This window comes from Bacteroides congonensis, assembly GCF_900130125.1.
GTDB lineage: Bacteria > Bacteroidota > Bacteroidia > Bacteroidales > Bacteroidaceae > Bacteroides > Bacteroides congonensis.
The window spans coordinates 338,293-354,151 of the sequence record NZ_FQXY01000008.1 but is presented as its reverse complement, the minus strand read 5'-3'; the positions used below and the strand labels follow the sequence as shown (position 1 = coordinate 354,151).

The 15,859-nt window shown below is 43.6% G+C and carries 8 protein-coding genes; 2 read left to right on the top strand and 6 right to left on the bottom strand.

Annotated elements, in window-relative coordinates; all coding sequences use genetic code 11:
- The first annotated feature begins 4 nt into the window (after positions 1 to 4).
- Complete coding sequence (locus BQ7997_RS04820) at positions 5 to 3,037, top strand: efflux RND transporter permease subunit (RefSeq protein WP_073344065.1); 3,033 nt, start codon at positions 5 to 7, stop codon at positions 3,035 to 3,037.
- Complete coding sequence (locus BQ7997_RS04815) at positions 3,034 to 4,380, top strand: TolC family protein (RefSeq protein WP_083589169.1); 1,347 nt, start codon at positions 3,034 to 3,036, stop codon at positions 4,378 to 4,380. Before BQ7997_RS04820 ends, BQ7997_RS04815 begins: the two co-directional genes overlap by 4 nt.
- Before the next feature lie 132 nt (positions 4,381 to 4,512).
- On the opposite strand, the gene BQ7997_RS04810 is transcribed toward BQ7997_RS04815, so the two are convergent.
- From BQ7997_RS04810 to BQ7997_RS04785, 6 genes are all read right to left on the bottom strand, one after another.
- Positions 4,513 to 5,673: an acyltransferase gene (locus BQ7997_RS04810; protein WP_073344062.1), complete on the bottom strand. Its 1,161-nt coding sequence runs from the start codon at positions 5,671 to 5,673 to the stop codon at positions 4,513 to 4,515.
- A gap of 115 nt (positions 5,674 to 5,788) precedes the next feature.
- Positions 5,789 to 7,426, bottom strand: a complete 1,638-nt coding sequence (locus tag BQ7997_RS04805) for a fumarate hydratase (protein ID WP_073344059.1) — start codon at positions 7,424 to 7,426, stop codon at positions 5,789 to 5,791.
- A 192-nt stretch (positions 7,427 to 7,618) separates the two neighbouring features.
- Positions 7,619 to 9,610 (bottom strand): DUF4954 family protein, encoded by a 1,992-nt coding sequence (locus BQ7997_RS04800; RefSeq protein ID WP_073344794.1) that lies wholly within the window; start codon positions 9,608 to 9,610, stop codon positions 7,619 to 7,621.
- 58 nt (positions 9,611 to 9,668) lie between these two features.
- A complete protein-coding gene (gene hflX, locus BQ7997_RS04795; RefSeq protein WP_073344056.1) occupies positions 9,669 to 10,925 on the bottom strand; it encodes a GTPase HflX in 1,257 nt (418 codons plus the stop codon).
- A gap of 133 nt (positions 10,926 to 11,058) precedes the next feature.
- Entirely contained in the window at positions 11,059 to 12,498 is a 1,440-nt protein-coding gene (locus BQ7997_RS04790; protein ID WP_073344054.1) for a RagB/SusD family nutrient uptake outer membrane protein, read from the bottom strand.
- Between the two features lie 15 nt (positions 12,499 to 12,513).
- Complete coding sequence (locus tag BQ7997_RS04785) at positions 12,514 to 15,594, bottom strand: SusC/RagA family TonB-linked outer membrane protein (RefSeq protein ID WP_073344051.1); 3,081 nt, start codon at positions 15,592 to 15,594, stop codon at positions 12,514 to 12,516.
- Positions 15,595 to 15,859: the final 265 nt, after the last annotated feature.

Here is a 15,859-nt window from a genome sequence, read left to right as displayed (position 1 = left end):
CCCTATGAATATATCTGAATTAAGCATACGCCGACCGGTATTAGCCACCGTACTGACAATCATTATCCTGCTTTTCGGATTTATCGGATACAACTACCTGGGTGTCCGTGAATATCCGTCAGTGGATAATCCGATTATTTCCGTCAGTTGTTCCTATCCGGGAGCCAATGCCGACGTTATCGAAAACCAGATTACGGAACCGTTGGAACAGAATATCAATGGTATTCCCGGTATCCGTTCTCTGTCCAGTGTCAGCCAACAAGGACAGAGCCGTATTACAGTAGAGTTTGAATTGTCCGTCGATCTGGAAACGGCGGCAAATGACGTGCGCGACAAGGTTTCACGCGCACAACGCTACCTGCCCCGTGACTGTGACCCGCCTACCGTGTCGAAAGCAGACGCAGACGCTATGCCTATCCTGATGGTAGCTCTGCAAAGCGACAAACGCACCCTGTTGGAATTAAGTGAAATCGCGGATTTGACGGTTAAGGAGCAATTACAGACCATCTCTGATGTAAGTAGCGTATCCATTTGGGGAGAAAAGCGTTACTCCATGCGTCTCTGGCTTGACCCGGCAAAAATGGCCGGCTATGGTATCAGTCCTATCGACGTGAAAAATGCAGTGGATAATGAGAATGTCGAGCTCCCGTCAGGTAGTATCGAAGGAAATACTACCGAGTTGACAATCCGTACCTTAGGATTGATGCACACAGCAGACGAGTTCAACGACTTGATTATCAAGGAAGAGAACAACCGCATCGTGCGTTTCAGCGACATCGGACGTGCCGAACTGGGGCCTGCCGACATCAAAAGTTACATGAAAATGAACGGTGTGCCGATGGTAGGTGTCGTAGTTATTCCACAGCCAGGAGCCAACCATATTGAGATTGCGGACGCCGTATATCAACGTATGGAACAGATGAAGAAAGACTTGCCGGAAGATGTGCACTACAACTACGGTTTTGATAATACCAAGTTTATCCGTGCATCCATCAACGAAGTAAAGTCTACCGTGTATGAAGCTTTCGTACTCGTTATTATCATCATTTTCTTGTTCTTGCGCGACTGGCGTGTGACACTGGTACCATGTATCGTGATTCCTGTCTCCCTCATCGGTGCATTCTTCGTCATGTATCTGGCAGGTTTCTCTATCAATGTACTGTCCATGCTTGCCATCGTGCTATCCGTGGGATTGGTAGTAGATGATGCCATCGTTATGACGGAGAATATCTATATCCGTATTGAAAAGGGAATGAGTCCGAAAGAGGCGGGTATCGAAGGAGCCAAAGAAATCTTCTTCGCCGTCATCTCAACGACTATCACCCTGGTTGCCGTATTCTTCCCCATCGTTTTTATGGACGGTATGACGGGACGCCTGTTCCGGGAGTTCAGCATTGTAATCTCCGGTTCGGTCATCATCTCTTCATTTGCCGCATTGACTTTCACGCCGATGCTGGCAACCAAACTGCTTATCAAACGGGAAAAACAAGGTTGGTTTTACTCAAAGACAGAACCATTCTTTGAAGGTATGAACCGCCTGTACAGCCGTTCACTTGCCGCTTTCCTGAATAAACGATGGATTGCGCTTCCATTCACTTTCATCACGATTTGCCTGATTGGTATCCTGTGGAATGCGGTTCCTTCCGAAATGGCACCTTTGGAAGACCGTTCGCAAATCACTATCAATACGAGAGGCGCAGAGGGTGTCACTTATGAATATATACGTGATTACACCGAAGACATCAATCAGCTTGTCGACTCCATCCTGCCGGATGCGGAAGCGGTTACCGCCCGTGTGTCCAGTGGTAGTGGAAACGTGCGTATCACGCTGAAGGACATGAAAGACCGCGACTACACACAGATGGATGTTGCCGAAAAAATATCGAAAGCGGTACAGAAGAAGACGATGGCGCGTTCGTTCGTGCAACAGCAATCTTCCTTCGGCGGACGTCGTGGAAGTATGCCTGTCCAGTATGTACTTCAAGCTACCAACTTGGAAAAGTTGGAAGAGGTACTGCCTAAATTCATGGCGAAAGTGTACGAAAACCCGGTCTTCCAGATGGCGGACGTTGACTTGAAGTTCAGCAAGCCGGAAGCCCGTATCCAGATTAACCGCGACAAGGCGAGTATCATGGGGGTAAGTACAAAGAACATCGCCCAGACCTTGCAATACGGATTGAGCGGTCAGCGCATGGGATATTTCTATATGAACGGAAAGCAATACGAAATCCTCGGTGAAATCAACCGTCAGCAAAGAAATAAACCGGCCGACTTGAAAGCGATTTATGTCCGTAGCAGCAATGGTGACATGATTCAATTGGATAACCTGATTGAACTGGAAAGTGGTATTGCTCCGCCTAAACTATACCGTTATAATCGTTTTGTATCAGCCACTATCTCAGCAGGACTGGCGGATGGAAAAACAATCGGACAGGGACTGGATGAAATGGATAAGATAGCCAAGGAAACATTGGATGATACGTTCCGTACCGCCTTGTCGGGCGACTCCAAGGAATATCGCGAAAGTTCTTCCAGTTTGATGTTTGCCTTTATCCTGGCTATTCTTCTGATTTACTTGATTCTGGCTGCCCAGTTCGAGAGTTTCAAAGACCCGTTGATTATCATGCTGACAGTGCCGCTGGCTATTGCCGGAGCATTAGTATTTATGTATTTCGGAGATATTACAATGAATATTTTCAGCCAGATCGGTATCATTATGCTTATCGGGCTGGTGGCCAAGAATGGTATCCTGATTGTGGAATTCGCCAATCAGAAACAGGAAGCCGGAGAAGACAAGATGAGCGCAATCAAGGATTCAGCTTTGCAACGTCTCCGCCCGATTCTGATGACAAGTGCTTCTACGGTTCTGGGACTTATCCCACTGGCTTTTGCCACCGGAGAAGGTGCCAATCAGCGTATCGCCATGGGTACGGCAGTAGTAGGTGGCATGGTAGTTTCTACTTTGCTCACCATGTACATTGTACCGGCTATTTACAGTTATATTTCAACTAACCGAGTCAAAAAGATAACCGAATGAAACAGAAAGGAATTTGCATGAAACGCATCACATATATAGTTACCGCATGTGCCTTCTTATCAGTTTCTACTGCGAAGGCGCAACAAGTACTCACCTTAAAAGAGTGCCTGGAAGAAGGATTGCAGAACAATTACTCTTTGCGTATCGTCCATAACGAAGAGCAAATCAGCAAGAACAACGCAACATTGGGAAACGCAGGTTATTTGCCGACGCTGGACTTTTCTGCCGGATATACCGGCAATCTGGATAATATTGAAAGTAAAGCCCGTGAAACCGGAGAGATAACGAAAACCAATGGAGTATATGACCAGACAGTCAATGTCGGGCTCAACCTTAATTGGACTATTTTTGACGGATTCAAGATCAGTACGACTTACAAGCAGTTGAAAGAGTTGGAGCGACAGGGGGAAACCAACACCCGCATCGCCATCGAGGACTTTATTGCCGACCTGACATCGGAATACTACAACTTCATTCAGCAGAAGATTCGTCTGAAAAACTTTCATTACGCAATGTCACTCTCTAAAGAGCGTCTGCGTATCGCGGAAGCGAGCCACCTCGTCGGTAAGTTTTCAGGACTGGATTATCAACAGGCAAAGGTGGACTTCAATGCGGACAGTGCCCAATACATAAAACAACAGGAATTGCTGCACTCTTCACGCATCCAGTTGAATGAATTGATGGCTAATAACAACGTCAATCAGATTATCATTATCAAGGATTCCACTATTGACGTACACAGCAACCTGAAGTTCGAAGATTTATGGAATGCTACGTTGACAACAAATGCGTCTTTACTAAAAGCTGACCAGAATACGACATTGGCACAACTGGATTATAAAAAGATAAACTCACGCAACTATCCCTATCTCAAATTGAATACCGGCTACGGATATACTTTTAACAAATATGACGTTAACGCCACAAGCAGAAGAGGCAATTTAGGTTTCAATGCCGGAGTAACTATCGGATTTAATATATTCGATGGAAACCGCCGCCGCGAAAAGCGGAACGCGACTCTTGCCTTTAAGAACCGGCGCTTGGAACGACAGAACCTTGAACTGGCACTTCGCTCCGACCTCAGCAATTTATGGCAGGCTTATCGCAACAATCTTCAATTGTTGAATCTGGAACGACAGAATCTTATAACTGCCAAAGACAACCATGATATTGCCATGGACCGTTATATCCAGGGAGACCTTTCCGGCTTCGAAGTACGCGAAGCACAAAAGAGTTTATTAGATGCGGAAGAACGTATCCTTTCTGCAGAGTATAATACGAAACTTTGTGAGATTTCGTTATTGCAGATTAGCGGAAAGATTACAAAGTATCTGGAAGAATAGAAAAGACATAAGAACAAAAGAACATATACTCCACACTCAATATTTCAAGAATATCAGTATCGGAAGAAATATGTTCTTTTGTTCTTATGTCCTCAAAAAATCCTTTGGACTTTTATCCCATTATGCATTTTGTTATCCCATTATGTATTTTGCAGGTTTGCCAATACGGTTCACCCAATGTACTATCAACCAGGAAGCAGCAAACGCAACTATTGCGGCAATCGGAATCTGCAAAGGAATAGGTACATTAAGAGCCCTCATTAATACCACAGACGGACCGGTAAAGAAATAATGTATCATATAAACTCCGAAACCACACACGGTCAAATCTGCTAATGCTTTCCGTATTCTCTCCGAACGGACGTTGACTTTTTTAGCCAACATAAATACAGGAATGGTCATCATAACCACATTTAGAGAGCAGTAAGTAAAGAAAAGCTCCAACATTTCATCTGTACAATCCAGCAAAGCCGTCATATAGCGGAAGCCTAAGAACGTCACAACATAACCTACTGCAAACATCGGAATACCGATTAACAATGTTTTCCTCAAACTCCAGTCGAGATCTTTCAGATAATGCCCTAATAATAAATATCCGTTGAATCCGGCAAATGCATACAACATTCCGAAAGAATTCCATGAGCAAGAGCCCCACAGGTAAGGAAAAACGAACTGATAATAATAAGGCAGAAGCAAGGTCACGCCCCAAGCCAGCAGAAACATCAGTTTAGCACGCTGCGAAGCCTTTTCCACCCATGCCGAGAATATGGGCAAATAAAGATAAAGCCCGATAAGCAGATAAATATACCACATATGCACTGCCAATACAGAGAAGTTGAAAGGAATTGCCAGGATATACTGCACAGCCACCGAAAAGGATTGCTGCATCACTTCCTCGCCGGCATAAGGAAAGAAATCAAGAATAACCTTAGGCTCCAACCCCAATACGCCCGTTATCCAAGGAAAAAGATTGTAGATAACAGACCAGATTAAGAACGGATACAGGACACGGGTAATACGTTTCTTATAAAAAGTGGAAGCATCCCCCCGGACAGGTAAAAGCAATGCGCCCGTTATCATCACAAACAAGGGTACACAGGGACGGAGAACAGATCCATAGATAGCTCCCCATAATTTGATTTCCCCGATATTGGGAGCAGTGCCCGGATAAAAATTAAAAGGATCGGTGCAATGGCAGCAAACAACTGTAAACATTGCGATAAGGCGTACAACATCCAGCCATACAATATGCTGGTTCTTCTGATTAGTTAGTTCAATTGTCGATGGTTTCATAATAGTAATTAGTAGTAAGCAGAAAGGAAAAGTTAGTAAAAAAGGGATACCCATACGGAAAATTGACAGGTATCCCTTAAATAAATAGTTTTATATAAATGAACTTATTGTCTGTTTATTTAGTGCAATTCCAGGGTTTCAACTGTTTGAAGAAGTCGTTGCCCTTATCATCTACGAGGATGAATGCCGGGAAGTCTTCCACTTCAATCTTCCAGATAGCTTCCATACCCAGTTCCGGATATTCTACACACTCGATGCTCTTGATGTTATTCTGAGCTAGAATAGCAGCCGGACCACCGATAGAACCCAAATAGAAACCACCATATTTCTTGCAAGCATCCGTTACCTGCTGACTGCGGTTACCTTTTGCCAGCATAACCATGCTGCCGCCATGACTTTGGAATAACTCTACATAGGAATCCATACGTCCTGCTGTAGTCGGCCCCATTGAGCCGCAAGCCATGCCTTCCGGTGTTTTTGCCGGACCTGCATAGTAAATAGGATGATCTTTGACATATTGCGGCAGGTCTTCACCACGTTCCAGACGTTCTTTCAGTTTGGCGTGTGCGATATCACGACCTACGATAATCGTTCCATTCAATGACAGACGGGTCGATACCGGATATTTAGTCAACTCTTTCAGGATTTCAGCCATCGGACGGTTCAGGTCGATCTTTACAACATCGCCTTCGCCTGCCTTACGCAGTTCCACCGGAATAAGTTCGCCCGGATTTGAATCCAGTTTCTCAATCCAGATACCTTCCTTGTTGATTTTACATTTGATGTTACGGTCGGCAGAGCAGGATACGCCCAGACCTACCGGACAAGAAGCGCCGTGACGGGGCAGACGGATGATACGGACATCGTGAGCCAGATATTTACCGCCGAATTGCGCGCCAAGACCAATCTTGTGAGCTTCAGCCAATACTTCTTTTTCCAGTTCGACATCACGGAATGCACGACCGTATTCGTTTCCTGTTGTCGGCAGGTTATCATAGAAATGAGTAGAAGCCAGTTTCACTGTCAACAGATTCTTTTCAGCAGAAGTACCACCGATAACGAAAGCGATATGATAGGGAGGACAAGCGGCTGTTCCGAGAGTTTTCATTTTCTCAACGAGGAACGGAACCAATGTACCCGGATTCAGGATAGCTTTCGTTTCCTGATACAGATAAGTTTTGTTGGCAGAACCACCGCCTTTCGTTACGCAAAGGAACTCATATTCCATGCCTTCGGTAGCTTCGATATCAATCTGTGCGGGAAGGTTGCATTTTGTATTTACCTCATCATACATATTCAGAGGTGCATTCTGAGAGTAACGCAGGTTCTCTTCAGTATATGTCTTATAGACACCCAGTGAAAGAGCTTCTTCGTCAGAATAACCGGTCCATACCTGCTGGCCTTTCTCACCGTGGATGATGGCAGTACCCGTATCCTGACAGAAAGGAAGTATCCCCTTTGAAGCAACTTCCGCATTACGCAAGAAAGTCAATGCCACATACTTGTCGTTTTCGCTGGCTTCGGGATCACTCAGAATCTTAGCAACTTGTTCGTTGTGCGAACGGCGGAGCATGAATGATACATCACGAAAAGCTGCGTTAGCCATCGCAGTCAAACCTTCTTTCTCAATTTTCAGGATAGGATTTCCTTCAAACTCGCTTACCGACACGTAGTCTTTTGTAAGCAGATAATACTCAGTTGTATCTTTCCCCTTTTCAAACATGGGCTGATACTTAAACGGAGGTGTTGCCATAAGTCTCTTATTTTATTACGTAATGTTAGTTAGTGTGGCAAAGGTAGTAATTAAGAATGAAGAATGGTGAATGAAGAATGAAGAATTAAGAATGAATAACGGAGAAATCCGGCGTTGAAACAAAAATGGCGGACAAGTTGTGCTTTAGTTGCACACCGCCCGCCGTCTATCGTTTCATAGGTTATGGTTTGCTTACTCTTGTATGCCTTCGATACGTTTAATCAGTTCATTTCCGAGAGTTGTTTTTTCTTCAATATGTTTCAACACAGCCGTCACGAATGTATTACTCTCGAAATCACCACGCACTTGTTCAAAGTCCTGCTTCATCTCGTCGTGAGAGCCGTCGGCACCAAATCCGGTCATGGAAGACAGGGAGAATTCTTTCTTTGCATCTTCATATACCATCTTATCCAGTCCTACAACAGCTTCCTGCCAGGATTTTACGATACGGATCACATCTTGCGCCGTAATAGTCTCCGGATTCAAGCCATAAAATTCCTGAATCTTATTGTAAGCCCACGTCCATTCGTAGGTGTAATAGTTCTCGTGCATTTCTGCAAAACAGGCATTGATTGACTTCAAACGATTGATAGTACCATTCTCAATGCCATCCAGCAGACGGTCTATCTCGCTTTTGGGAGCAATCAGCCCGGACACGTCCACCCATTCACCGATTCCGATTTCCGTATCCGGTTTCAGACGTTGGCGGATTTCTTCATTACTTTGGAAGTTGATACCTTCCAACCGCTTGATGATTGAGTTGCCCAAGAATTTATGAATAGCTATTTCATAAAAGCGGATACCGTTATTCAAAGAAGAGTTTTTGATTTTGGCGCTTTGATAAGAATAGATTTCGGATGTCACACCGGATACCCGTCTCAATTCTTTCAGGATAGAACGCCCTTTGAACATCTTCTGAATGGTATAGGGACTCAAAAGGTTGTAATTGATATAATCCAACCGGTTCGGGTCTTGCCGCTTGTCACGTTTCGGCCATTTCTGGGCGTCACGGATTGTACCCACGCTTCGCAGATTAACGCCCGGAACCAGATAAGTCGTATTCCGTTGCTCTATCAGGTAAGAGAAAGGAAGATTGGATGTATCTGCATGATTGACATGGCGTCCCATCACGAGAGAGAAAGCTCCGACACGTGCCGGCCACAGGATGTATGAATCGGAAGTCGTTTTCGCTCCCCTTTCCATCGTCCCCTGGTGAATCGGACCCAGCTTATACATATGGTTACTTTGATTAGACCCTGAGCCTGCATTCATAAACGAGAACATACCGGCAATCAGCAAAGTCGATTTGTGATGTGTCACGGTGAAAGGACCCGCGAAAATGGCGCAAGCTTCTCCGTTCTCTCCCTGGCAGTTACTAAAGAACAAGGAATCGGAAGCGGAATAGTTATGCCCCAATTTACAAGACTGCCCGACGAAGCAACGGCTTAACATCGTGCCGTCATCCACTTGCGAACCGGAAGAGATTATAAAATCATCACAAATCACTCCGTGTCCGATATGTACGGGAGCCGTCACGTTACTATTCACACTACCGTTAGTCAGACGGCAGGTTCCGCAGATATGGCAATAATCGCCAATCCGGACATTCCTGATGGAGCCTGTATTGAGAATCATGACATGATTGCCAATACTGCCAACGGCAGATGCATGTTTGTTGGAATAATAATCCGCAATGGATTTCATGCGGCTGATCAGTTCGGGACGATGGCGGTACAGCGCAAGTATATACGCCTGATGTGCGGACAGTTTGTCATTAATCAAGACCTCACGTCCTCCGGTTTCATTAAGAACCGCCACTTCCACCCCATTACCGAAAGTAGTCAACCCATCCACCAGGATGATGTCTACATTTTCAATAAAGGTATCACTGCCAATCTCATAATTGGCAATGTAATTCTGGATATTCTCAATACAGCAGTTATCCCCTACCGTCACATTGTGCAGCGTCACATGACGCAATCCCGAATGTTTCTTAATACCGCCCCGCAGTGTGAATTCAGCTTCAAATACCCCTAGCTTCACTTCTCCCGAAAAACGGGTGTGATGGACATACTCACAATTAAATCCATCGGCTACCAGAACATTTCCCCAATCATCGGCCAGACACGACTGGCTCTTTAACTGAAGCACCTCATCTTCAGTCAATCTACGATAGTCTTTCATATAAATAAATATAGTAATGTGCCGCTTCCCCCAATCAGCAAAGCAGCACATTGATTAATTATTCTTCCTCTTCGTAGGTCTGATAAAGAAAATCGTTATAGGGATATTTCTGAACATGCAATTCTTTCACTCGTCGGTAAACTACATCTTTCAGTTCGTCCATATTGATTCGTTCGCGGGCGGAAATAAAAAGGCAGTTGTCTTCCATCTTTGCCATCCACGTCTTCATCAGTTCTTCGAGTGTCAAGTTTTCCTTAGTTCGGGGGGTAAGGTCGTCCGGCGCTTTCTCCACGTAGGTGTAGGCGTCTATTTTATTAAATACAAGTATCATGGGTTTGCCGGCACCGTCAATTTCGGCCAGCGTCTTGTTCACCACCTCAATCTGTTCTTCAAATCCGGGGTGTGAGATATCTACCACGTGCACTAACAAGTCCGCTTCGCGAACTTCATCCAGAGTAGATTTAAATGATTCAACCAGGTCGGTAGGCAACTTACGGATAAATCCTACCGTATCCGACAACAGGAACGGAAGATTATCAATTATCACCTTACGTACGGTAGTGTCCAACGTAGCGAACAGTTTGTTTTCCGCAAAGACTTCACTCTTTGCCAACAGGTTCATCATGGTCGATTTACCGACATTGGTATAACCAACCAGTGCGACACGTATCATACGTCCGCGGTTCTTACGCTGGGTAGCTTTTTGCTTGTCAATTTCCGCCAGGCGTTCTTTCAGCAATGACATACGGTTCAGGATGATACGGCGGTCCATTTCGAGCTGTGTTTCACCCGGACCACGAAGTCCCACGGAACCTTTACCACCACCCGCACCCGAACCACCACCCTGGCGTTCCAAGTGCGTCCAGAGTCTTTGCAGACGTGGCAACATGTATTTGTACTGTGCCAGTTCCACCTGCGTCTTCGCGTTGGCAGTCTGGGCACGCATGGCAAATATATCGAGAATCAGCGAAGTACGGTCCAGTATCTTCACTTTCAGTTCGGCTTCTATATTACGAAGTTGTTTCGCGGAAAGCTCATCGTCAAAGATGACCATTCCCACTTCACGTTCTTCTTCCTCTTCGTTACGGATATATTGTCTGATTTCCTCCAGTTTTCCTTTTCCTACATAGGTCACCGAATGGGCTGTCGGCAACTTCTGTGTAAATCGTTTCACTACTTCCGCCCCAGCCGTCTCGGCAAGGAACGCCAGTTCGTCCAGATACTCGTTCGTCTTACGCTCATCCTGCGTCTGCGTGATGAGTCCGACAAGTACTGCTGTCTCTACTTTGGCTTCGGATATTACAAATTCTTTCATTCTTTACTTTTATATATAATAATGTGGGCGCAAATATAACAAAAAATATGGAGCTTGTGATTGAGTTCCTTCATTTTTCATCAATCACAAGCTCCATTCCTAAGGAGAAAACACTCCTCAACCCAATAAAGTTTTAGTTATATTCCGGATTCTGCAATATATTTGGATTAGCATCTATTTCTGCCTGGGGAATAGGCATCACAGTCCGATAATCACTCCATTTTACCGTTATCAAATCATTGCCATTCAAGAAATGTGAACCTCCTTGACGGGTGATTTCCGCTCCTTGACGCAATACATCATACAAACGATGTCCTTCCAATACCAATTCCTTACGACGTTCTTTAGCAATCAAATCCAATGTAGCGTCAATTTTTGTAATATCCGGATTGGCACGATGTCTAATCTGATACAGATACTCATCCGCTAAATCCTGGTCAGGTGACGCTTTCTTCAAAGCAGCCTCAGCGCCTATCAGATAAATATCCGACAAGCGTAAAACACGGACATTATTAATTGTAACCGAACCACGTCCCGGATACTTGTTTATAGTACGCTCTGTCCCATTTTTATCAGTAACCAACAAACCGAGACGCACATCATCCGGATCTTCATTCAAAAGATCTACAAATGCTTTTGTAGCAACAACCGCTCCATATTCACTCGGACTGACAACTGCCCCCCATAACTCACGGTCACCGGAATAAGAAGTTGATGACAATGCCAAATCAAATATAGATTCATTATTTTCTTCCTGCCCCCATACCGTCAGATAATCAGCATTATCAATCAACGAATACGGACCATTCTCCACCACATCCTTAGCATATGAATAAGCAGCATCATAGTCACCTTTATATAGATTTACACGTGCCAGCAAAGCCTTCACACCCCATCTGTTAAAATGACCATAGTTTTTCTCCTCGCTAATCAATCCTAACGCATCCGACAAATCATCCAGCACAGCCTGATATCCCTCCGCTACCGTGGAACGGCTTGGAAGGTCAGTGGCAGTCAATACCGTTTTTACAACAGGCACTCCTAATGAAGCTCCATTATCTTTCAAGTATGGGGCGCCATAAGTGATAAGCAGATTAAAATGTGCTAACGCCCTGATAGCCAATGCTTCCCCTTTAGAGTTCTTTACAACATCGTTCATTGGCACTTCACCTTTATCAATGGCGTCCAAAAGTACATTCACCCGATTAATAACCGCATAGGGAGGATACCACAAATCTTGTGGAGCATTATTCTGACGGTATGTAAAACGGTAGTAATTCTCTGTACGGTCACCTACTTTATTTGTCTGAGTGTCATCACCTCCAACTTCAGCACGAGCCAGAAAATCCATTCCGTAATAATAATAAGTGACATCATCAGCTCTTGCGCTAATCAATCCGGCATACGCTCCGTTCAACGCAGTTTTTGTATCTTCAGGTGTACTTATAGCACCATCACTCACCAAAGAATTAGTAGGCAAAGTCGTCAGATAATCGCTGCAGGACGACAGCATGATCAAACCGGTAAAAAGGACTCCCCCTATTTTTTTATATATATTGATTGTTTTCATCATATTCTGTTTTTCTTATTAAAATCCGATTTCAATACCCAATGTCACACTTTTCAGATTTGGGAAAGCAAAAGTAGGAATGCCATTAATCGGCTGTTCCGGGTCCACATTTTTGTAAGAGGTCCATGTCAGAAGATTGCTTCCGGAAATAAACAAACGTACATTCTCCATTTGTGCACGGCGTGTCAACTGTGCCGGAAGAGTATATGACAAACTCATACTCTTCAAACGCAAGTAATTCAGATCTTTCATAAAACGGGAGCTTCCGTAATTTCCATATTCATAGTTATTGATACGTCTCGGCACACTCGTTACATCACCCGGTTTCTGCCATCTGTCAAGCTGATCAACAGAAGAATTGTAATAAACCACATAACCGTCAGTGTCAGTAAAGCTTGTTCTCATTGTATCAAAAATCTTTCCACCCAATGAAAAGTTAAATAACAAATTCAGTTCCAGGCCTTTCCATGATACTGAGTTTCTCCAACCACCGGTCAGCTTCGGATCCGGCTTGCCAATAACTACTCTCTGAGCCTGAGCCGGATTTTTTGTCAACTCTTTATTAAGGCTTCCATCTGCATTCTTGGTATTCAAGACCCATTGTTCCTCACCGGTTGCAGGGTCAACACCCGCCCATTCACGGCTCCACCATGAATAATATGATTCACCTTCACGGATAATGCTAGTACCGTTTATAATATCTTTCCCTTCATACAGTTTAGACACTTTATTCGAGTTGTGCGAAAGTGCCAGACCTGTATTCCATTTTACTTGTGTATGTTTAAATACATCAACATTAATATCAAGCTCCACTCCCCTGTTGGTCATCTCTCCTACGTTTTTCAACATCGTCTTGAAACCAACAGCCATTGAAGTCGGCACATTCTGCAACAAATCACTAGTCCTGCGGCTGTAATAATCAAAGCTGATATTCAAACGGTCAAAAAGAGATGCGTCAAAACCAATATTGAAGTTCTTATTCTTTTCCCATGACAAGTCAGGATTAGGAACTGATTTAGGTGCAGAACCTGCAATACTTTGATAATTATAACCGTATCCATACAAACTCAAATGTCCATACAAGTCTCTAGGCAGTGTTCCGTTTATACCATAAGAAGCTCTCACTTTCAAGTCATTAATCTGCGTGATACCTTTCATGAAATCTTCCTGCGTCAACCTCCAGGCTGCCGATACAGACCAGAAATTAGCCCAACGGTTATTAGCCCCCAAACGTGAGCTACCATCTCTACGGAAGTTTACCGATGCATAATACTTATTATCATAATCATAATTAACACGAGACAACAAGGAGAGTAAATGATCTTCCGTATAATACGCAGAACCTTCCTCAGGAGTAGCTGCATTTATTGATTCAGGAAGCTTATCGTGAGGATATCCCGAAGAGGTAGCAAAAACATACTCAGTACGACGGTCGTCCACATCCCAACCGATCAATGCATCCAAATTATGCTTTTGTCCGAATGTCTTCACGTAATTCAAAGTAGTAGATGAATAGCTATTTTGCTGTTGCATCGGATAATTAGCTCTTAACCCACCAGTCAGCGTTCCATTGTTAGAGTTTAACGGCCAATAAGTTATAGAGTTATTGTTCACATAATCATAGCTGATACTTTGTTTCAAAGTCAGCCCCTCAATAAACTGGTATGAAGCCCACAAGTTGTTGAAACTCCTGAATACCTTCGATTCATTCTTATCCAGATTAATATCTTCTACCGGATGAGTGTGAGTAAATATCTGCTGCAGGAACGGATGCGTATAATAATTGCCTTCATCATCATAAATCGGCATATTCGGAGTACACACATAATTAATCAGGAAGAAAGGATTAGCATAAGCGGTACCCTCACTCGAAACAGATGAACTTTGTCTCGACATAGAAATATTAGCTCCCATTTGCCATTTATTATTTGCAGAACGGTGAACTGCATTAATACGTCCCATAAATCCATCCAATGAAGATGTTCTTGATTTACCTTCCTCTTTTTTATATGCTAATGAAGCAAAAAATGAGTTACGTTCATCTCCACCTTGTGCTGAAAACTCATAATTCTGACTGGAACCATGTTTACGGAAGAAAGCATCTTCCCAATCAACATCATATTTGCCATCAGCATAGAAATCGGCCATTTCCTGTGCATAAGCTTTTGCTTCTGCTTCAGAAGCCGGTCCTGTATAGTTACCATCATCATCAGGAATACCATAAATGGTAGCTTCATTATAGCACGCTTCATACGTCAGTTCGTGACGTTGCTGTCCATTCACGCTTTTACGGTTTTTCATGGCCCAATCAGAAAATCCCCAATTTGCCTTAAAATTAACCCGGGTCTTACCTGCTTTCCCATGCTTGGTCGTTATCAAAATAACACCATTGGCAGCACGTGAGCCGTACAATGACGCAGCGGCAGCATCTTTTAACACCGTAATATTCTCAATATCGCTCGGATTAATGGATGACATTACATTAAATGCTTTTGAATCATCCGTCACAGCAGATATTGCTATATCACCCGACACAACCGGTACACCATCAATAACATATAACGGTTCATTAGATGCGTTCATAGAACCGGTACCCCGAACACGAATCTGCAATCCTGCACCCGGCTGTCCGCTGGTAGAATTAATAGTCAGTCCCGGAGTTGTTCCGGAAAGAGCTTCTTCAAAAGAAGTCACCGGAATATCCTTCAAAACTTTGTCTCCTTTAACGGTAGAAGCCGCACCTGTAAATGACGCTTTTTTTGCAGTACCATAAGCTACAACCATCACTTCATCAATTTGCTGTGCATCAGACTTTAACACAACTTTCAGGGTAGGTTTTATAGCCACTTCCTGAGTCTGCATACCAATGTACGAAATCTGCAAAGTCTTTGCAGAACTTGGTACATTCGATAAATTAAAATTACCATCTACATCTGTGATTGTACCTTGGGTGGTACCTTTTACTAACACAGAAGCGCCAACAACCGGCTGCCCATCTTCTTCAGAAATCACAACGCCTGTGACCTTCTGAGTCTGAGCAGTTACCAGGCTTATGCCCACAAAAAGGCATGCCAATAACAGCATCAATTTTCTTTTCATAAATTCTCTCTTAAAGTTTAACTTTACATTAATTGTTTCTTCACTCTAACAATTTGCAAATATATTAATAAATATGAAACTAACAATTATTTTAATAAAAAAAGGTTGCAAATCTAACATATTGTTATTTTTATGGCTATTTTTATGCTAATAAACACCTTTTTATAGCATTAAAATAGCCACTTTTAAAAGTGTATAGTGATATTTTGTTTGAACAAAATGTACCTTTTAAGATTTCTTTTAGTCATTTTCCGTCACATTTCCC